Genomic DNA, 18891 nt, shown 5'->3' with positions numbered 1-18891 from the left:
AAATCTCAAATAGACCGTCATGTAAAAATGATGTAAAACAAATCGTTTTGGAATGAGACTTAAACCATAGATCCAGTGTATGACGCACGGAAACTATTCAGAATTGTGTTTACTCCTGGCACCCAAGCTCAGCTGATTAACAATGAATTTTACTAATGGGCTCAGTGGATTCATAATAGTTTTCGAAATCTCGCGCTCTACTTGCTGAGAAGCATGAACCATAGATAATTGAGCTACGGAGATTACTTTTTTTCCATCATGTATGATGTTATGTAAGTAGTTGGCAATCAATTGGCTGTATTCCTCATGTAGTCCCTGCATCAATAACTCAAAGGTACCTTCAATGACAATTACTTCTATATCTACCTTCTTTTGATTGTTTGCTGCATATTGAGTTAGCCTATTCATTGTACCTTCAACTGTAGCCGGATTTGTAAAAAGGATTACTTGAGGTTTGTCCATTTGACAAATGGCTTCAAAATAAGGTTCGTCTATTTTAATAATTGGAATGGAAAAGGAAAGATCCTTTTCATTTAATAGTGCAATATAGTTTGTACAAGTGATAAGGATAGCATCGACATTGCACTTTGCTATCCATTCCATTTGTTCTTTCACTTTTCTCCCGACATCTAATTGTTGGAAGCCTATATCATGTGTCACTCTGTTCATTAAACCTGGGTCAACGAAATGCACTAATTCTATATCATAGGGCGCTAGAACGCTTTCAATATAGTCTATATTGGAATGATGAGCGTGCAAGCATGCTAGTTTCATATTATATCTCCCATATTCCATATTTTTTTACTAAATAGTTAGTCAAAAAGCTCTAAGTATCATTGAAGTCTGATTCATCGATTGAAAATGCTATATGTGTATGACTCCTTTATTTCATTTCCAGGAATGTTCTTTTCTTCATTTAGAGCAAGCCACACTAATCCTTCTCATGTCAATTAGATGGGTTTCTTGAAAAGTAAGTTTATATATGTCAGGCATTGCAAGCTGCCTCCAGAAATGAACGTCACATTGCTGATCAAAATAATTCATAATTAACACCATAATGTTGCCATGTGTGCCGATAGCTACGTTTTGACCTTTGTATTTACGCAAAACATGAAGGGTTGCTGCAACTCCCCTTTTTTGAGCGACGTGATTGGACTCTCCGCCATCCAAAGAAAAATCGAAATTTGACCATACTTTTGAAATGGCTTCGTTAAAGTCTGCTACGGGATGTTCCGAGAGTGTGCGTTCACGGAAATCATCTACAATTTCTATTTCTTTCCCGATATATTCAGAAACCCCTTCAACCGTTTGAATTGCCCTTTTAAATGGGCTAGAAATTACTTGATCAATTTTCTCCAATTTCAACAGTTCTGTAATCAACTTTGCGTCTTCCATTCCACGTTCTGACAGAGGTCTTTCCATCTCATCAGGTGTATACGTAGAATGAGCATGTCTAACAAAATATAAATTCGTAATCAAAATAATTCAGCTCCTGCTTTTTCGTTTTTCATAGATGCTTTTCACAAAAGGTCCTTTTAAATCTGTATACTCAGTTATTTCCATATTTTCACGCTCTGCATAAGTTATTTTCATCTTTTTGTATTCTTCTCTCGCATTCACAATTGCATTTAAATAATCTCTGAAAAAGAGCAAATTATTCCATAGTTCCTTTTCAAAATCCACTAGATGAATATAGTGCGTTTTTACTTCATATGTATCATCCGTAAATTTCGCAAATACGATTTCACCAGGTCTTTCCACTTTGAGTCGAAGAAATCCGATTTTTTTTAGATCTTTCATAAGGGAAGTATCGACAAGTGCTATATCTTCAACACCTACTAAAATATCTATAATAGGCTTTGCTACCATTCCTATAATCGCGGTACTACCGATATGTTCTATATGATTATCCCCAATATTTGTAGCATCTTTTATTTGCTGCTTTACCCTCATGAACTCAGCATTCCATTCACTGGTATAAGGAACTAACTTCACTTCGTCTTTATTTAAACCTAACTTCAAAAAGTATCCTCCTCTCTTTTCACTGATCGATGTGTTCCTTTTCTTTCAACGCCAATTTTTTATTATCTTGATGAATATGCTTCATCCCTTCATAGAATATGTATCTTTCTTGTAATATTTCTTCCATATTTTCTTGATGAACAAGTAGTTGCTCAAGGTATTCTTGTGAAAACTTCAATCTATTTTGCATTTCTACTTTATTTTCAGTTGTATGACCGTGTCCAGGTACATGAAGGGAAATAGTATGTTTAGCAAAAATGTCATTTGCTTTACGCATCGATTGAACATATTCTAGATAACTGTCAAAAATAAATGGAAATTCAACATCTGATAAATAATCACCTGAAAGAAAGATTCCAGCAGGCTCAATTACTGTAAATAAGCCATCATCCGTATGACCAGGTGCTAAATAAAATGTTAACGTACTTGTCCCTAGCACTAATTCTTGTCCGTCTTCTGAAACGATGTAATTTACTTTTGGATATGTTGGTTTATAATTTCGCTGTAAATAATATTTTTGATCAAATGTATGTACTTGATTCATCGCATCCACTTTATGTTTATTTTCACTCAACTTCCTGCTAGCTATCACTATTGCATCAGGAAATGCACCTGAACCAATAATATGGTCAAAGTCACTATGCGTGTAGATGATATAAAGCTGTCTGTTCTTTCTTACTTGATTAACATACGCCTTTATCTCTTCCACTTCTTGCGGCAGCCAATTTGGATCGGTTAAAACAATGGCATCATCGAGCTCAATCACAGCTGAAGTAGTTAGATATAAGGAGCTTTGGAAAACTTTAATAGTTTCATTTTCATATTGGACCAAAATGTTTCCCCCTCGTTTCTATCATTGAATTTATTTTGATAAGTTACCCATGTAGGACAAGGATCAAATGGAAGAATCCTTAAAGAGAACATTGCATACGGACTAGTTGTATCAAATTCACCTTGTAAGAATTGAACATTTCGTTCTTTTGCATAGTGAATTTGTTTTATAAGCAAGCATTGTAGGAAATCAAATCTCACACTTCCACTCCAACCGAATTCAAATGTATCTAAATAAATAAAACTACCATCTACTAGTACATCATCAAGCAGAAGATTTTCCCATTCTTCTAACGATTTTTCAGCAACAGGATTATCTAAATGTGTCTCTTTATATGTTTTTCTTACGAATTGCAATAGTTTAGTCTTCAAAGGCGGGTTTACTAAAACTGCTTTCAATGTTTTAATTGAACGATTTTCCACAATCCATAAATCCTCATGTACTGCATCTACTTTCAATACAGGCATATAAGTTCTTCTAATTTCAATAAATCCACGTGATTCATAAAATTGCTTTAGATTAGTAGCTGTTTCCCAAATCGACGTTTGTAGTGGGAGGTTTTGCTTTCCCAATCTAGCATATAGCTTACTTTCTATTTCGCTACTATTATATAAAGGATTTGTTAATAGACGAAAATATGTACAATATGGATGAAAATCATTTTTCCAAGCCATTATCAGTCCCACTAGTTTGCCCTCTATATATGCAATATGTTTGCATATCAATTTATTACTCTTTAATATTCCAAGCAAATAATTTTCTTCGTGACAGACTTCTATTAGTTCCCTTACTTGTTCCTCATTTATATCATGAGATGAATCAATAATTATCGTCATTTTTCATGTCAACTCCGGATAATGTCCTTTTATAAAAGCAGGTATGTCTTGTTCTTGTACATGCGCCATTTCCGAAAAACTCATGCCCTTATTTAATAATAATTGAACTATTTCCCATCCCATGAAGTATGCTTCTCTTTCATGATTTGCTGTACCAGTGCCAAATGTGAATTTTTCAACAGCTTCAGCTGAGGAATCATTTAGAAATGGGTAAGCACCTTGAAAGATTTCTTTTTTATTACTATCCAGCCATCCTTCTTTATATTCGATATAGTTATAATCTGGATTCCCAGGAACTAGGTACTTACTAATCTGAGTTGCTAAGCCCTCTTGCAAAATAGTAGACGCAATCGTACGCTCCCACTCGGTTGCTAAGTTTGCTGTGTAAGTATGGACAACATGGGTTAATTCATGTACAAGCGTAATTTCCATTATTCCTTCCTCAATCGGCAAACACAATGCTAATTTCTTATCGGAAGTAGGAGTAACAAAAGCATTATTTTCTATTGCACCTACATAATAAACAACAACTAGACTTATCGGTTCATGACAATTTAACAATGATTTAACTTGATTTAAATAATATAGCAACTGTGTTTCATCTGGTTTCCACCGTTTTATGGCCTCCAAATATGTCGCATAATGAGGCCAAGCATCCTCCAATAGAGACCTAGCTCTTTTTCTACCTTCATCACCCGGAAGTACTGCGGCGAAATTATAATGTTGTTCCCATAGAGCCTATCGTTGCTCTTCATCTATAGTTGATTGAACAGATTTTTCATAAAAGTTTAGAAATTCTGGTACGAGATTCATTATTTCTGTATTATCCAAAAAATACACCCCTTATGATGAATACTATTCGTCATAAGGGGTGTATAATCCTTTAATTTAACTTATATTAGCTTCTAAAAAGGCAACTAAGTCTTGATGATTTTCTGCTGATACCCCATGTGCTACCGGGTAAGATTTGAATGTTACGTTTGCTCCTAGTCCAGTGAAATAATCCTTACTTGCAACTCCCCATTCAAATGGCAGCTTATTATCCAATTCACCGTGCGAAATAAATGCATTCAATTTATCCACCGAAAGCTTTGTGTATTCTTCTTTCACAAATGCTGGAATGTATCCACTCAGTGCAACGATTCCTTTTATTTTGTTACCCATTACTAGAGCTAGAGATTGAGTTAGGATTGCTCCTTGGCTAAAACCTAAAAGATATATTTGTTCGCCATCTACCGAATATTCTTCGATGGTATTCTCTATAAATGCTTGAAGGTCTGTTACCACTTTGTCAAATACTGCACGATGAGGTTTTCCGAATCCTTCAATAGTGAAAAATGCATAACCAGGTGGCTGGCTAATAGGTCCGCGAATACTAAAAATATGACATTTGTCTTTTAGGCTAGAAACCAGGCCTATTAAATCCTGCTCATTGCTACCCATACCGTGCATCAGAAATAATGCTGGATATTTTTTCGTTTCATCTGTAGTTTGTGGTGCGCTATGAGTATATGTAAATGTTGTGTTCATTCGTCTCTTCCTTTCTTAGTTAATTGCACTAATCATAGCATTTTATACTTTTGATTAACTAATTCTTTGTTTCAGAAATATCAATTCCTGAGCTAATTCCTATCAATATAGTAAGTATTAGGAGTAAAATGATAATGATTATTCTGAAAAGGAGTTGTTTTTAGATGAGTAAAAAAGTAGAAATCGGTAAAACAGGTTTGTTTGTGAATCCAGTAGGACTTGGGGCAAACGCAGTAGGAGGACATAATCTTTTCCCTAATTTAAACGATGAGACTGGAAAAGAGATCGTTCGCGCAGCAATTAATAATGGAATTGACTTTTTGGATACGGCCTTCATTTATGGGAAAGGGAGATCGGAAGAGTTAATTGGAGAAGTATTAAAAGAAAGTAAAAGCCGTCACGAAATTGTCTTAGCTTCAAAAGGTGCGCATAAATTAGAAGATGGACAATTTTTAATAGACAACTCTCCTAAGTTTTTAAGAGAAACAGTGGAAAATAGTTTGCGCCGTCTTCAAACAGACTATATTGATTTATTTTACATACATTATCCAGATGAGGACACGCCAAAAGAAGAAGCAATTGGAACACTTCACCGGTTAAAAGAAGAAGGGAAAATTCGAGCGATTGGTGTTTCAAACTTCACACTAGATCAATTAAAAGAAGGTAACCAAAATGGATATATTGATGTTCTTCAATCTGGTTATAATTTGTTAAATCGAAATGCAGAAAATGATTTTATGCCATATACGTTGGAGCATAATATTTCCTTTATCCCTTATTTCCCACTCGCTTCAGGCCTATTAACAGGAAAATTCGATAAAAATAGTACATTTGAAGATGGCCGTTCCAAAAATCCATTATTCCAAGGAGAAGCATTTGTTCGCAATTTAGAAAAAGTAGAACAACTTCGTCAAATAGCTAATGATAAAAGTGTTGCGATTTCAAATGTTGTACTTGCCTGGTATTTAGCGAAAGATGCAATCGATGTAATCATTCCCGGAGCGAAAAAACCGGATCAAGTTTTAGATAATTTAAAAACACAAGATGTGCAGCTTACACCTGACGAGGTTGCGGAAATCGATCGTATCTTTAAATAAATACCATCACAGAGCGAACTTCCGCTCTGTGCTTTTGTTTATTCCCATTCGTAAGGTGTTTGTTGGTACACATAATAGTTCAACCAGTTAGAAAATAATAAATGCGTATGTGAACGCCATGTATTTAATGGTTCTTTAGATGGATCATCGTTAGGAAAATAATTTTCCGGCACATCTATATCAATTCCTTTATCCACATCACGGCTATATTCGTCTGCTAGAGTTGTCGCATCATATTCTAAATGACCAGTAACCATTATATGTTTTTCATCTTTGGAGATAATAAGAAATACGCCGGCTTCGTCAGATTTAGATAGTAAATTTAATCTTGGTTCGTTTTTAATTTCATCATAAGAAACCGATGTATAACGGGATACTGGTGCGTTAAATACATCGTTAAAACCTCGCACTAGATTCACCGTTAAATCAGATAGCTGATGAGCAAACACACCAAAACATTTCTTTGGTAAGTCATATTTATCGATTCCATAATGATGGTATAGAGCTGCTTGTGCTCCCCAACATATATGTAAAACGGACGTAACATTCGTTTTTGCCCAGTCCATTATTTGGACCATTTCTTCCCAGTAATTTACTTCTTCAAATGGCAAATGTTCAATAGGGGCCCCGGTAATAATCATACCATCGTACTTACGGTGTTTGATCTCTTCGAACGTTGTGTAAAATGTATCTAAATGCGTTTTACTTACATTTTTAGATTCATGAGAAGCCATATTCATAAAAGTAACATTCACTTGTAATGGTGTATTCCCTAAAAGTCTTAACAGCTGTAGTTCTGTTTTCTCTTTTTCAGGCATTAAATTTAATATTATGATATTGATAGGACGGATGTCCTGCTCAGTAGCACGTTCTTCATCCATCACGAATATCTTTTCTTTTTTTAAAATTTTAGTTGCTGGCAAGTGCTTTGGTACATTAATCGGCATTGTCTTTCTCTTCCTTTCTATGTAACATAAAAAAAACCTCTTTTCTTATAGATAAGAAAAGAGGGTGTATTGATAGCTCTCTGTTCTTATCTCTCAAGATAAAAAAATCTTGTAGGAGTTAGCACCTTTCTGACAACTCAGAGGTTGCTGAAGCTTCACAGGGCCATTCCCTCAGCTTCTCTTGATAAGAATATTAAATTTGTTTATTTAATCTTATAAAGATTATCACGGGAAAACTATTTGTGCAACTATTTAGAATTAATAAATAAACATTTATTTAAACCTTGTTGTTATTAAGCAAATAAAGACCTCCCAAAGAAATATTAGGAAGGTCTTTAATTATGCTAATGTAAATTTTGTATTTCAAAAATGATACCATTTCCACTTGGATCTTTTGTAGAAAGTGTTTGTTCATGCATTTGTATATCATAATTGTGTTGTTTAAACTGTTTTTTCAATTCTTCCAAAGCCTCATTTGTTGGAAGTACTATTGTGTATTCTTTTAATCCAGTTGCATTTGCTTTTGGCTGAGGATTGTTTTCCCCCGCCCAAACATTCCCTGCAATATGATGGTGATATCCACCTGCTGAAATAAAAAATACAGACTCTAATATTGTTTGTTTTTCGAATCCAATAACATCTACATAAAATTTTGTAGATTCCTGTACATTTCCTACACGTAAATGCACATGTCCAATTTTAGTTTCAGCTGGAATACTACCATCTGTATCAAAATCCGCAATTTCAGCTAACTCTTTAAGATCTAACGGATTACTCCCACCTGGGTATTTGGACCAGTCTTCTACTGCTCGATCTGCGTAAATTTCAATTCCATTTCCTTCAATATCATATAAATAAAATGCTTCACTGTAGCCATGATCACTTGCGCTATCTAAACGAGCAATTGGGATGAAACGTTCAAAATGCGTAAAACGCTGTTCTTGCTCCCTTGGGCTATCTACCGTCTTTTTGCTTCGTAAAATATGAAAAAACTTCGTTGCAAATGATTCCCTAGTCGGCAATAAAAATGCTGTATGGAAAACGCCGGTGCTTCTTGAAGGCTGTAATTCATCTGCTGATTTTTCTAGTACTAAAATTGCTTTTTTACCACCTTTTCCAGCAAGTAAAGCTTTTGTATTATCCTGTTGAATTACTTGTAATCCAACAACATCCTCGTAAAATGCTATTTGTCTTTCTAAATCCATCACTTTTAATACAACATGTCCAATATATGTATCTGGATGAATAACAAATGGTTGTTCTGTCTTTGTCATATAAACTCTCCCAACTTTCTTTACTTAGCCAATCAATAGCTTCTAAAGATACTCTATACTAATCCCTAGTTTTTTTATGGGTTTATATCACATTATCATTTACTTTTTTTATTTGCAATAGTTTGATTAATATGATTAACAAAATAAAACCCTTTCCAATGGAAAACACTATTTGGAAAGGGTTTACTATTAAGTTTTATAGCAACTAGAAAAACCAAAAAATATTGCTACAATTATTTGAAGTTATACAATTTATATAACTTGTTTCAAGTTTCATTCTCCATCCATTGTTCCAATAACTCCTCTAATAGCTGAACACGTTGTTTTTTTGTTTCCATCAATTGCTCATATTGCTCCCAGTCATTTTCCGACTCTATTTGCTCAGTAAATAATTTAATTTCCTTTTCTACTTTAGCGATTTCCTCTTCTACCGATATATCTTGGTTCGCCTTTGTTTGTATCGGTTTAATTGTTTTCTTTGTTTCCATCAATGTAATCGGGTGGTGTTTTTCTTGTAACTCCTCCCATTTCGCACGAGCCCAATCGTATGGACCTTCAAACGTTGTTAGCTGTCCTTGGTCTAGCCATACTGTTCTTGGAAATAGCTTATTTAAAAAGTAACGATCATGAGAAACAGCAAGTATCGTTCCTTGGAAGTCTTCTAATGCATCTTCTAATACTTCTCTCGAATCGATATCTAGATGATTAGTAGGTTCATCTAGCATTAATAAATTTATATCTTGATGCATTAGTTGCGCAAGACGTAGGCGCATTCGTTCTCCGCCACTTAAATCGCCTACTCGTTTAAATACATCGGGTCCGTAGAACATAAATTTAGCTAATATATGGCGTGCATCCCCTTCAAAGACATTTACTTCACTTCGAAACACATCAATGAGTCGTGCTTTTGGATCTGTTATTTGGAAATGCTGCGAAAGAAAGCCTACTCGAACATTGCTACCTAGTCTTGCAATCCCTTTATCAATCGGTATTTCTCCGCGTAGTATGTTTAATATCGTTGACTTACCCGTTCCATTACGACCGACAATTGCTACCCGATCTTTCCAGTACACATGCAAATTTGCAAGATGAAGCAACACTTTTTCATCGAATGATTTGCACACGTCTTCCATGACAACCACTTCTTTTCCGCTCCGCGGGGCAGCTTCAAAAGACAAATTCATCTTTTTAAGATCTATTAGCGGTTTTCTTACCTTTTCCATCCGTTCCAAAGCTCTTTCCATATTTCGTGCCTGTCGATGTAAACCAGGATTAGGAGGAACAGCTTCATTGGCCCATTGTCGTAAACGTTTAATCGCTTCTCTCATTTTCTTTATCTTTTTTTGTTGCTCTTCGTATGCTTGAAATTCACGCGTTAGTCGTTCTTCTTTTTCGATACTAAAGGCAGAGTAATTTCCATGATAGACCGTTAGTTCGCCTTCCTCTAGATCAGCTACTTTTGTCACTACTTGATCTAAAAAGTATCGATCATGCGAAATGATCACAACAGTCCCTGCGTAATTAACTAAATATTCCTCTAGCCACTCCACTGCAAATATATCTAAATGATTTGTAGGTTCATCTAGTAACAATAAATCCGGTTTTGTTAGTAAAAGTTTTCCTAGCATAATCTTCGTTTGTTCTCCGCCACTCAAACTTGCAAAAGATTGATAAACAAAGCCTGTTAATTGAAGTCCTTGGATCACTTTTTCTATTTCCGATTCCATTAAATATCCGCCTTGATTTGTAAATGCTTCTTGAATATCTCCATAATTCTGAAGTAATTTTTCCATTTCCTCCGGCTTCGCACTAGATAATTCATCTTCGAGATTTTTTAACTTCTTTTGTAATTCGTTTAATGATTGAAAAGCACTATTCAATACATCATAACCCGTAATTTCTTCAGAAAAGCTAGGGATTTGTGCCAAATAACCAATTTGTGTTCCTTTTTTAAAATGGATACTTCCTTTGTCAATAGTTTCTAAACGAGCAATCAGTTTAAATAAGGTCGTCTTTCCAGCGCCGTTTCGACCAACAATCCCTAGTCTATCTCCTGTCTTAATAGATAGAGAAAGGTTTTCAAAAATTATATTTCCTCCGAGCATTTTACTTATTTCTTGTATAGTACAAATCATTTTATTCGCTTCCTTTTTCATATAATTCAGCTGGAAGCATTTTTCTGCATAAAAAAAGACTGCCTGAAAAGCAGTCTTTTCCATGTGCACATGGTTCAGAAAGAATGACTTTATCAGCTGTGAAATTCACTTAATTTGCTAAAAATGGACAGACTAATCCCGTTGTCAGCAAATTCATGAGTAATTGCACAGGATGTGGCTAAAAATTCCAGTATAAATCCATGTGCATTCACAGCGTTTTTCATTCTTTCTTCACCTCCGTTCAATATAATTAAATTTATATTATCATAATTATTCTAACAATTCAACGCTTTATTCAGAAGGTTTTTCAAAAGTCGGATCGTTCAAATCGTTACCAATTTTTGGAATACCAAGATCATTTTCCTTATTGACTTCTTCGTTTCCAGTGTTTGGGATGTTTTGATCTCTACTATTTATTTGTGTCTCCGGATTAGCAGGATCATTTGAATCACGATTGGACCCACATGCAGATAACATAAGCAATGAAACAAGTAAAACGAATAAAATTCTTTTATTCATCAACTTTCCTCCTACTTTTTCGTTAGATTGCGCTAATTTTACCGCTTTATACAAAAGAAAAAACCCCAGTACAATCACTGGAGTTTACATATTTTCTTATTCTTCTATGTCGAAGTAAATTTCATCTTCGTCACTGAATTCTTTGCCATTTTCAAATAATACAGTCGTTCGTAAAATTAGTTTGGATACTTCTTCTATTCCATCCGGTATCCATCTTTCATCCGGGATAATTTCAAACGGAATCATTTGCATATCTTTGGATGCAACTGACCCAACTAATTCTATTGAATGTTTGGAGATGATTTCGGAAACAAGCTCGTTTCTTACTTTAAAAACCTCTAGTTTAATATTCTCGACAGATTCATCGTCGTGAACACCATCAATATAAATGGTACCAGAAAGGTTTATACCATGTTCAATATATGGATGATCTACCACTGTATCAATTTTAACTGATTGTACTTCAATAGAAGACTCAAACCTTTTTGCCATTATTCTCAATCCACCTTGTTATTTGTATGCTCATATTGATTTTCAAGATTCGGTTCAAATCTATTATACCGATTTTTAAATAAAGTATAAAAATGGGAAACGATCACTTTCAGTATTGCATATCCTGGGATCCCTAGCACAACACCTGGAACTCCAAATAGTGATCCAGAAGTAATCAATACGAAAATAATTGTGATTGGATGCACATGAAGTGATTTACCCATAATTTGAGGAGAAATGAATTTCCCTTCTACAAACTGAACAATTGTCCATACAATCGCAAGTTTCACTAACATAAGCGGTGACGAAACAAGCGCTATAATGGCAGCTGGAGTAATTGCTATTACAGGTCCCAAATAAGGTACAACACTTGTGACCATTGCTATAACACCCAGGAGTAATGCGTAATCCATTCCAATGATTGTAAAGCCAATAAATATCATAAATCCAATACACATAGAAACTAAAATTTGCCCTTGAATATAGGCACTAATCTGATTATCAATACTTCTGAAGACCGATTGAAAATCATCCCGCATGCGAGGTGGGAAAACTCTTATCACGAACTTAGGCAACTTTTCTCCGTCTTTTAGTAAATAGAAAAGAATAAATGGTACCATGATAATAGATAAAACAAAGCTTGTTACCGCTCCTACAACAGAAGTAATTCCAGTTGCAATGCTGGAAATTGTACTTTGAAACAATTTACCCACTTCTGCAGGAACGTTCTTTAATATTTCCATCGCTTCTTTTTCAATTTGTAAATAATAGTCTGCCACAAACGAAGTTCTTAAAAAGCTATCTAAAGAGTTCAGTAGCTGAATCAGATATACAGGTAATTCCTCGACTAACCTAGTAGATTGCGATTTTAAAAATGGCACTACTAAAAATACGAGTAAAGTAATTAATCCGATTAATGCTAAGAAAATGATTAAAATCCCCCAAACTCTTGGAATTTTTATCTTTTCAATCAGTCGCAGTATAGGGCGCAATAAATAATAGGCTATGACCGCTAGAATAACTGGTAAAATCACATTTCCTAAAAATATAGTTAATGGATTAAAAATAAACGACACTTTATCGTATACCATAACAATAAGTCCTATTAACAATAGTACGATAAATGTGAAGAACGTATTACGTCCTCCTAAAAATTTTATGTATCTTGTAGAAAAAAAAGAAGGTTTCTCCGGCTCCACTTTTATCAAACACCCTTTCCTATATAGTATATTTTACGGACGAATGAAAAGATTGGCAAATATTAAAATACGCCTCGTCGTTTTTTATTCCAAATTTTGAATTGCGGTTTTGATCTACAGGATGTTGGTTACTCATGCATTGCTGCAAAAGTTTTTTTTGCGACGCAACCGCAAAAAAACATCTGCTGAAGCATTATTATTTTCCTAAAAAGTCATTAATGGCTTGTTTATTTTTTTCCGTATTAATTTCAATAACCGAACCAGCATGTTTATAACTATTAAAGGTGTAAGTTCCTTCTACAGGTATTGTTAACTTCTCTATTTCTAATTTTCCGCTAATAAGCGCATCGATAATACGTTTTGCTTTATCTGCTCTAGAATAATCTGTTTCGATATACCCTTCTGCAGCTCCTAAGAATTTAGGCGTATTGGATAAGTTCCCAATCGAAAGTAGTTCATTTTTCAAAGCTTCCATTACAATTTGTTGCCTTGCTACCCTTCCAAAATCACCTTCTGTATCCGCGCGAAATCTTGCATAACCAAGCAGTTCTTTACCTGTTAAATTTTGCTGACCCTGGATGAGTGAAACCCCGATTTTCTCTGACATATCTTTTTCTACATTTATAGGAACGCCTTCAGGGGCAAGTATGTCTACTAATGATTCAAAGCTACTAAAATCTATTAAAGCATAATGATGAATGGGAAGATCGAACATTTGCTGAATCGTATTTTTTAATAACTGAACTCCTCCAAGATAGTATGCTGTGTTTAGCTTATACGATTGATAACCTGGAATATCTGCATATATATCCCGCATTAATGAGATGATTTTGACGTCATTATCTTTTTTATCCCAAGAAACAAGCATCATCGTATCCGAGCGTGCTTGTTTTTGTCCTCTTGAGTCTACCCCAAGCACTAAAATATTTTCCCGTTCCCCTGATTGTAGCTTGTCCCCTTCAAAATCAATCGTTAAATCCACTTCCTTATTTGCTAATTTGTATCCGATAGAATATTGAGCAACCGCATAAATGCCGCCTATTACTATAACTAAAACAAGAAATAATGTAAGGAATCGTCCTATTCGGAGTCGTTTTTTCCGTTTACGTCTTGTTGGTATTTGTCGTTCTTCATCCATAATGTTATCGCTCCCTTATATTCTAATTATAACGTTTTTATCACCTTTAAGTTTCGGAATTTTGTACATTCTAGCATCTCATGGTAAAATACATATTGCAATAATGGGAGGAATGACAATGATAGAAAAAGCAACATTCGCTGGTGGCTGTTTTTGGTGCATGGTAAAGCCATTCGATTCATGGGATGGCATACATAAAGTAACTTCCGGTTACATGGGAGGCCATGTAGAAAATCCAACGTACGAAGACGTGAAAAAAGGAACATCCGGACATTTAGAAGTAGTCGAGATCCAATACGATCCTGCCATTTTTTCTTATAATGAGCTACTCCAAATTTTTTGGCAACAGATTGATCCAACTGATGCAGGAGGACAGTTTCAAGACCGCGGAGAAAGCTATCAATCCGCAATATTTGTACATACGGAAGAACAACGAAAGCTTGCAGAACAGTCGAAAGAACAACTAGCAGCAAGTGGCAAGTTTTCTAAACCAATCGTTACTGCCGTTAGGGAGGCAAAGACCTTCTACGAAGCAGAAGATTATCATCAAGATTTTTATAAAAAAAGCCCGGATCACTATAAAGAAGACAGAGCACAATCTGGTCGTGACGAATTCATCGAAAAACATTGGAAAAAATGAACTAATACTTACTTAGATATTTATAAGCAGCCAAAGATACACTTTTGGCTGTTTTTAGATTCTCTAATAATTTTCTAACCTTACCATTTTTTAAATACCTTGTTGTCCCTATTCGTGCTATACTTATACTTGCATGTAAAACAATGTACATTCATTTTATAAAACCAACAATACCAACATTTCAACACCTATCATCATTTTAATTACAATGTAATATATAGCATTAGAAAGTATGATATTGGGGCTAATTTGGGGCTATCATAAAAGGCGGCGTATGTAGAAAAACTATGATTTTTAAAACACATACTAAACTATTTGTTGTTTACATTTGAATAAACTTACATTCGTCTCGAATTTAAATAATGAGTATTTTTATAATTTTGAAATAAAACTAAGCCCTACCACAGATTTAATGTGGTAGGGCTATTTTTAAATTAAGCTACGTTAAAGTAAATCGTTGATTTTTTCTTCTCTTATTCAACTAACGTAGCCGTTACTTTAAGTGTATACATTCACAATGTGATAGATATTAGTACTTATCTGAACCGAGATGTATATAACACACTCGGTTCTTTTCTCTTAAATCTAAAGTCACATTATATATTGATGATATATAGTAAATCAGATAAAATTGATATACATATTATGTTAAAGCGATTATTATGTCGTTGCGAATCAGTTTAATAAACATGATAAATTTGGAAAAATATTAATTGAAAATATTTACTACTAAGTTTTGGAGGAATCTATAATGACTGAAGAATTAAAAGCCAGTAAAGTTTTCATTTCTTATTCTTGGTCCAGTCCACAACACGAGGAATGGGTATATGAATTAGCTTCTCGTTTAGAAAGCAATGGTGTTGAAGTGGTGTTCGACAAATGGGATAGTGTTGAAGGACATAACTTAAACGCATTTATGCAGAGAAGTGTCAACGATCCTTCTATCTCAAAGGTTTTAGTCATTTGTGACGAAACGTATAAACAAAAAGCAGATGGTTTTGAAGGTGGCGTGGGGACTGAAACAGTAATAATCTCAAATGAAGTCTACAAAAGTGTTGAACAAACTAAATTTATTCCAATAGTGTCCCAAAGAGGTCCTGCTGGAGAGGAATATATCCCTACCTATCTTAGCGGTACAAAATACATCGATATGTCGTCAGCACAAAAATATGAAGACGGATATGAAAAAGTATTAAGAAATTTATATGGTAAGCCAGAATTTGAAAGGCCAAAAAGAGGTTCTGCTCCAGCCTATTTACTCCGGGATGAAAAAAAAACAACTTTAGAAAGTAGAAGAGCTCTAAACAGATTTCGACATGATGTTGAAAAAAAGCCAAGGAATATAGATATATATTTTAATGAGTTTGTTGAAACATTTAAAATAGATTTGAAATCATTTTCCATAACACCAGACCAAAAGGATGATAGAGTCCAACTAATGTTAGAAAGCTTACACGATACAATCGAATTGCGTGATGTGTTCATCGAGTTTTTAGAAACTTATATTAAAGAAGCAGAAGTTGTTAATGAATCATTAATAATTGATCTATTTGAATCAATTTATCCGATCATTTATACAAAGTCAAATACTCATGCATATTATGAAGATCAATTTGACCACATGAAATTTTTTGTTACGGAACTTATGATATATAATATTGCCCAGTTGTACAGGTACAAGAAATTTGAAGTAATAAAAAGTGTTGTAACTAACCACTACTTTGTAACGAGCAGACTCGAAAGACAACTTGATGGGTCTATTGGACTTTTTTGTGAGTATCCACGCCTTCTCGATGAAATAAAACTACCTTCAACAGATCAAAAATATATATCTAATAGGGGAAAACTTATTATCGATAGAGCAAATTACGAAGGAATTAAAGCTGACGACTTGATTCAAGCAGATTTTATCATTTATCTACTAAGCTTTGCTCATGATAAATTGGAAGAATTTTATACATGGTATCCACCTACATATCCTTACTTTTCAGCATCAAGGATACAATTTTTAAACAAAATAAAATCAAAAAGGTTTTTCGAAAGTGTAAAAGCTATCTTTCCTGAAGCAAATGAGGATGAGAGAAGAAAAATGTTTGGAGATTTCAATGTTTATCTAAGGGAGGCAAAATCAGGTTCTAGTATGTATTTTAATCTGTCAATAAATCCTGATGATATTGCAAAATTATAAATTTTACATTAATGTATAAAACACTCATTTAATCATTAAATAGAAGGTTATACGATTATCAACCTTTTCCTTAAACATAGTCATATAAAAAAAACCACCTCCCTTACTGGTTGGTGGTCTTTACATTGTTTTTATATTTTCTATTATCGAATAATGCTCCACGTTATATATATTAATGCGAAGTCCCCCAACTAAAAGTACAGCTTCATTTTCAAACTGCACTTTTTCGTCTGTTTCATATTGTTTTATTCTTCCATCTTTAAATTCTACATTTAGCGTGTATTTCTTCATTCTCTCACCCCATTCTCTTGTTACATTCGAGGTGAAAATAAATAATCCTTCCTTATAATTGGTAGATATCTACAATTTGGTCAATCTTTAGTGGCTCTTGCGGGATGCTGAAAGGATTTATATAATAAATCAATCGGTTAAATTCATCTATTCTTGTGATGGTACCTCGATAAGTATCAAATCGGCCATTACTCCAAACTTTATAATCAGCTTCTGCTCATCAAGTTCTGGACATCTTATTTTCGTAAGATTTTCTCGACGTTTTCTTAACAATCGAACATGTTCTGGTAACATCATACCTTGCCATTTTTTCATTCCACGATCTCTTATCATACATTTCTCTCCTCTATCCTTTATGACCGCCAACCATTTTCGACCGTTTAACTGCCGTGCCTGCAGGCGTATAAGAAACCGCTCTTAATAATGCTGCGGATCCAAATCGATTTCGAATACTGTCCATTGCGGCTGCAAGTTTTCGATTTTTCCAGTTATCTTTCTCGAAAAGACTTAACTGCATCGAGTGTTCATCTTCTAACTTCGTGATGGAAACGGACAACTGCCGCACTGGTTTGTTATCGTAGTTTTCTTTTAATAAATCTAAGCACACCTTGTATATTTTCATCGTGTCGTTGGTAGCTTCGTAAATTGTTCGAGCGCGTTGAAATCCACCACCAAATGCATTTGTACTGTAGCCTAAACCCAATGTAATGGTTCTAGCTGATTGATAAGTATCTCTTGCCCTTTTCGCCACATCTTCACACATTTCGAGGATGACAGCTTTTACTTCCTCAATTCTGTTGTAGTCTCGCATAAGAATCTGACTTTTAGCGTAGCTGATTTGCGTTTCTTCTATTGGCGCTCCTAAATCGGATAAATCAATGCCCCATGCTTGATGGTAAAGCTGATTCCCCATTATTCCAAATTTACTCTCTAATAACTCCAATGGGGCTCTAGCTAACTGCCCCACAGAGGTGATTCCCATATTATTTAGAGTCTTTTCTGTACGAGAACCGATTCCCCACATTTCACTTAAAGGACTCACTGGCCATAATTTTGTTTGGACATCATCGTATGTCCATTTTGCGAAACCACTCTTTTTGGCTTCCAAGTCTAATGCTAGCTTTGCCATTAACATATTTGGTCCCATACCCGCAGTGGAATGTAATTGTAATGAATCAAGTATTTCTTTCTGAATACGCTGTATTGTAAGTTCTGGTGGTCCCCACAGCTTTTCTGTTCCAGTAAGGTCGATAAAACTTTCGTCGACCGAATACACGTGAACAGCTTCCGGAGGAACATATTTCTGTAGTATTTCATTTACCGCCATTGACATTTCAAGAAAGTAACTCATTTTAGGTTCAAATAATCGAATGTCTGGGTGGTTTGGTATTTCGAAAAGTCTTGTTCCTGTTTTTACACGAAATCTTTTTTTCATGGCTAGGGATGCAGCTAAGACGACTGACCCTTTTTGTTCTAAGTTTCCGACTATCGCAATCGGAACTGTCCTAACATCTAAATCTTGTAATACGGCGATACAGGATGCATAAAAGCTCTTATATTTAGTAATGAGCAAAAAATCCTTATTTAGAATGGTTTGAACCAAAGAAGACATATATTTATTCACTAGTGTTGCAATAAATTAATTTAAATTTTAATAATACACTAAATGTTCACTAATTTTTATTTGTGCATAAAAAAAGTCCTTTATAATGGATAAAGCCAGGTGGTAA

The 18891-nt window shown here is 34.6% G+C and carries 21 protein-coding genes, 1 pseudogene and 1 riboswitch; of the genes and pseudogenes, 3 read left to right on the top strand and 19 right to left on the bottom strand.

Annotation, left to right across the window (positions count from 1 at the left end; translation table 11 throughout):
- Window positions 1-93: 93 nt before the first annotated feature.
- From ACIQYS_RS20780 to ACIQYS_RS20745, 8 genes and pseudogenes are all read right to left on the bottom strand, one after another.
- Window positions 94-774, bottom strand: a complete 681-nt coding sequence (locus ACIQYS_RS20780) for a hypothetical protein (RefSeq protein WP_402984458.1) — start codon at window positions 772-774, stop codon at window positions 94-96.
- Between the two features lie 58 nt (window positions 775-832).
- A pseudogene (locus tag ACIQYS_RS20775) lies at window positions 833-938 on the bottom strand (metallothiol transferase fosB); the annotation flags it as partial.
- Window positions 913-1476, bottom strand: a complete 564-nt coding sequence (locus ACIQYS_RS20770; RefSeq protein ID WP_402984522.1) for a histidine phosphatase family protein — start codon at window positions 1474-1476, stop codon at window positions 913-915. The gene ACIQYS_RS20770 and the pseudogene ACIQYS_RS20775, both read right to left, overlap by 26 nt.
- A 9-nt stretch (window positions 1477-1485) precedes the next feature.
- Window positions 1486-2022 (bottom strand): GrpB family protein, encoded by a 537-nt coding sequence (locus ACIQYS_RS20765; RefSeq protein ID WP_402984455.1) that lies wholly within the window; start codon window positions 2020-2022, stop codon window positions 1486-1488.
- 19 nt (window positions 2023-2041) lie between these two features.
- On the bottom strand, window positions 2042-2854 hold the full coding sequence (locus ACIQYS_RS20760) for an MBL fold metallo-hydrolase (RefSeq protein WP_402984452.1): 813 nt from the start codon (window positions 2852-2854) through the stop codon (window positions 2042-2044).
- Window positions 2800-3690: a GNAT family acetyltransferase gene (locus ACIQYS_RS20755; protein ID WP_402984443.1), complete on the bottom strand. Its 891-nt coding sequence runs from the start codon at window positions 3688-3690 to the stop codon at window positions 2800-2802. The genes ACIQYS_RS20760 and ACIQYS_RS20755 overlap by 55 nt, the downstream gene beginning before the upstream one ends.
- A gap of 3 nt (window positions 3691-3693) precedes the next feature.
- Entirely contained in the window at window positions 3694-4353 is a 660-nt protein-coding gene (locus ACIQYS_RS20750) for a DUF2268 domain-containing putative Zn-dependent protease (RefSeq protein ID WP_402984440.1), read from the bottom strand.
- A 225-nt stretch (window positions 4354-4578) separates the two neighbouring features.
- The gene (locus tag ACIQYS_RS20745; RefSeq protein WP_402984437.1) at window positions 4579-5220 is read right to left on the bottom strand and encodes an alpha/beta hydrolase; all 642 of its coding nucleotides are present in this window, start codon (window positions 5218-5220) and stop codon (window positions 4579-4581) included.
- Between the two features lie 164 nt (window positions 5221-5384).
- Between ACIQYS_RS20745 and ACIQYS_RS20740 the strand changes: the two genes are divergently transcribed.
- A complete protein-coding gene (locus ACIQYS_RS20740; protein ID WP_402984434.1) occupies window positions 5385-6317 on the top strand; it encodes an aldo/keto reductase in 933 nt (310 codons plus the stop codon).
- Window positions 6318-6355: 38 nt separating this feature from the next.
- On the opposite strand, the gene metA is transcribed toward ACIQYS_RS20740, so the two are convergent.
- The 8 genes from metA to ACIQYS_RS20700 all read right to left on the bottom strand — a co-directional run bounded on the left by metA (window position 6356) and on the right by ACIQYS_RS20700 (window position 14042).
- Window positions 6356-7264 carry a homoserine O-acetyltransferase MetA gene (metA, locus tag ACIQYS_RS20735; RefSeq protein WP_402984431.1) on the bottom strand — a complete coding sequence of 303 codons (909 nt, stop codon included), beginning with the start codon at window positions 7262-7264 and terminating at the stop codon, window positions 6356-6358.
- Window positions 7265-7347: 83 nt separating this feature from the next.
- A riboswitch (SAM riboswitch) is annotated at window positions 7348-7455 on the bottom strand.
- A gap of 153 nt (window positions 7456-7608) precedes the next feature.
- The gene (locus tag ACIQYS_RS20730; RefSeq protein WP_402984428.1) at window positions 7609-8538 is read right to left on the bottom strand and encodes a VOC family protein; all 930 of its coding nucleotides are present in this window, start codon (window positions 8536-8538) and stop codon (window positions 7609-7611) included.
- 266 nt (window positions 8539-8804) lie between these two features.
- Window positions 8805-10673 (bottom strand): ribosomal protection-like ABC-F family protein, encoded by a 1869-nt coding sequence (gene abc-f / locus ACIQYS_RS20725; protein ID WP_402984425.1) that lies wholly within the window; start codon window positions 10671-10673, stop codon window positions 8805-8807.
- Window positions 10674-10786: 113 nt separating this feature from the next.
- On the bottom strand, window positions 10787-10918 hold the full coding sequence (locus ACIQYS_RS20720; protein ID WP_402984422.1) for an RAxF-45 family protein: 132 nt from the start codon (window positions 10916-10918) through the stop codon (window positions 10787-10789).
- Between the two features lie 67 nt (window positions 10919-10985).
- On the bottom strand, window positions 10986-11213 hold the full coding sequence (locus ACIQYS_RS20715; protein ID WP_402984419.1) for a hypothetical protein: 228 nt from the start codon (window positions 11211-11213) through the stop codon (window positions 10986-10988).
- Window positions 11214-11309: 96 nt separating this feature from the next.
- Window positions 11310-11705: a sporulation protein gene (locus tag ACIQYS_RS20710; protein ID WP_402984413.1), complete on the bottom strand. Its 396-nt coding sequence runs from the start codon at window positions 11703-11705 to the stop codon at window positions 11310-11312.
- Window positions 11706-11710: 5 nt separating this feature from the next.
- Window positions 11711-12904 (bottom strand): AI-2E family transporter, encoded by a 1194-nt coding sequence (locus ACIQYS_RS20705; RefSeq protein ID WP_402984519.1) that lies wholly within the window; start codon window positions 12902-12904, stop codon window positions 11711-11713.
- Between the two features lie 196 nt (window positions 12905-13100).
- Window positions 13101-14042: an LCP family protein gene (locus ACIQYS_RS20700; RefSeq protein ID WP_402984410.1), complete on the bottom strand. Its 942-nt coding sequence runs from the start codon at window positions 14040-14042 to the stop codon at window positions 13101-13103.
- Window positions 14043-14160: 118 nt separating this feature from the next.
- On the opposite strand from ACIQYS_RS20700, the gene msrA reads away from it, so the two are divergent.
- The gene (gene msrA, locus ACIQYS_RS20695) at window positions 14161-14682 is read left to right on the top strand and encodes a peptide-methionine (S)-S-oxide reductase MsrA (protein ID WP_402984407.1); all 522 of its coding nucleotides are present in this window, start codon (window positions 14161-14163) and stop codon (window positions 14680-14682) included.
- A 751-nt stretch (window positions 14683-15433) separates the two neighbouring features.
- On the top strand, window positions 15434-16870 hold the full coding sequence (locus ACIQYS_RS20690; protein ID WP_402984404.1) for an SEFIR domain-containing protein: 1437 nt from the start codon (window positions 15434-15436) through the stop codon (window positions 16868-16870).
- Between the two features lie 120 nt (window positions 16871-16990).
- On the opposite strand, the gene ACIQYS_RS20685 is transcribed toward ACIQYS_RS20690, so the two are convergent.
- The 3 genes from ACIQYS_RS20685 to ACIQYS_RS20675 all read right to left on the bottom strand — a co-directional run bounded on the left by ACIQYS_RS20685 (window position 16991) and on the right by ACIQYS_RS20675 (window position 18773).
- On the bottom strand, window positions 16991-17161 hold the full coding sequence (locus tag ACIQYS_RS20685) for a hypothetical protein (RefSeq protein WP_402984401.1): 171 nt from the start codon (window positions 17159-17161) through the stop codon (window positions 16991-16993).
- Between the two features lie 147 nt (window positions 17162-17308).
- Window positions 17309-17494, bottom strand: a complete 186-nt coding sequence (locus ACIQYS_RS20680) for a YolD-like family protein (protein ID WP_402984398.1) — start codon at window positions 17492-17494, stop codon at window positions 17309-17311.
- Between the two features lie 13 nt (window positions 17495-17507).
- Window positions 17508-18773, bottom strand: a complete 1266-nt coding sequence (locus tag ACIQYS_RS20675) for a Y-family DNA polymerase (protein ID WP_402984395.1) — start codon at window positions 18771-18773, stop codon at window positions 17508-17510.
- Between the last annotated feature and the right edge of the window lie 118 nt (window positions 18774-18891).

Origin of the sequence: Psychrobacillus sp. NPDC096426 (assembly GCF_044762745.1) — a bacterium.
GTDB lineage: Bacteria > Bacillota > Bacilli > Bacillales_A > Planococcaceae > Psychrobacillus.
Note: the sequence above shows the minus strand (reverse complement) of the source record. Positions and strands in the feature narration are given on the sequence as shown.

What these genes read in the sequence shown, in the direction of transcription:
- ACIQYS_RS20745 (WP_402984437.1), bottom strand. Translation starts at nt 5,220, where the DNA reads ATGAACACAACATTTACATATACTCATAGCGCACCACAAACTACAGAT.
- ACIQYS_RS20675 (WP_402984395.1), bottom strand. Translation starts at nt 18,773, where the DNA reads ATGTCTTCTTTGGTTCAAACCATTCTAAATAAGGATTTTTTGCTCATT.
- ACIQYS_RS20680 (WP_402984398.1), bottom strand. Translation starts at nt 17,494, where the DNA reads ATGATAAGAGATCGTGGAATGAAAAAATGGCAAGGTATGATGTTACCA.
- ACIQYS_RS20740 (WP_402984434.1), top strand. Translation starts at nt 5,385, where the DNA reads ATGAGTAAAAAAGTAGAAATCGGTAAAACAGGTTTGTTTGTGAATCCA.
- ACIQYS_RS20780 (WP_402984458.1), bottom strand. Translation starts at nt 774, where the DNA reads ATGAAACTAGCATGCTTGCACGCTCATCATTCCAATATAGACTATATT.
- metA (WP_402984431.1), bottom strand. Translation starts at nt 7,264, where the DNA reads ATGCCGATTAATGTACCAAAGCACTTGCCAGCAACTAAAATTTTAAAA.
- ACIQYS_RS20730 (WP_402984428.1), bottom strand. Translation starts at nt 8,538, where the DNA reads ATGACAAAGACAGAACAACCATTTGTTATTCATCCAGATACATATATT.
- ACIQYS_RS20715 (WP_402984419.1), bottom strand. Translation starts at nt 11,213, where the DNA reads ATGAATAAAAGAATTTTATTCGTTTTACTTGTTTCATTGCTTATGTTA.
- ACIQYS_RS20685 (WP_402984401.1), bottom strand. Translation starts at nt 17,161, where the DNA reads ATGAAGAAATACACGCTAAATGTAGAATTTAAAGATGGAAGAATAAAA.
- ACIQYS_RS20720 (WP_402984422.1), bottom strand. Translation starts at nt 10,918, where the DNA reads ATGAAAAACGCTGTGAATGCACATGGATTTATACTGGAATTTTTAGCC.
- msrA (WP_402984407.1), top strand. Translation starts at nt 14,161, where the DNA reads ATGATAGAAAAAGCAACATTCGCTGGTGGCTGTTTTTGGTGCATGGTA.
- abc-f (WP_402984425.1), bottom strand. Translation starts at nt 10,673, where the DNA reads ATGATTTGTACTATACAAGAAATAAGTAAAATGCTCGGAGGAAATATA.
- ACIQYS_RS20690 (WP_402984404.1), top strand. Translation starts at nt 15,434, where the DNA reads ATGACTGAAGAATTAAAAGCCAGTAAAGTTTTCATTTCTTATTCTTGG.
- ACIQYS_RS20700 (WP_402984410.1), bottom strand. Translation starts at nt 14,042, where the DNA reads ATGGATGAAGAACGACAAATACCAACAAGACGTAAACGGAAAAAACGA.
- ACIQYS_RS20755 (WP_402984443.1), bottom strand. Translation starts at nt 3,690, where the DNA reads ATGACGATAATTATTGATTCATCTCATGATATAAATGAGGAACAAGTA.
- ACIQYS_RS20710 (WP_402984413.1), bottom strand. Translation starts at nt 11,705, where the DNA reads ATGGCAAAAAGGTTTGAGTCTTCTATTGAAGTACAATCAGTTAAAATT.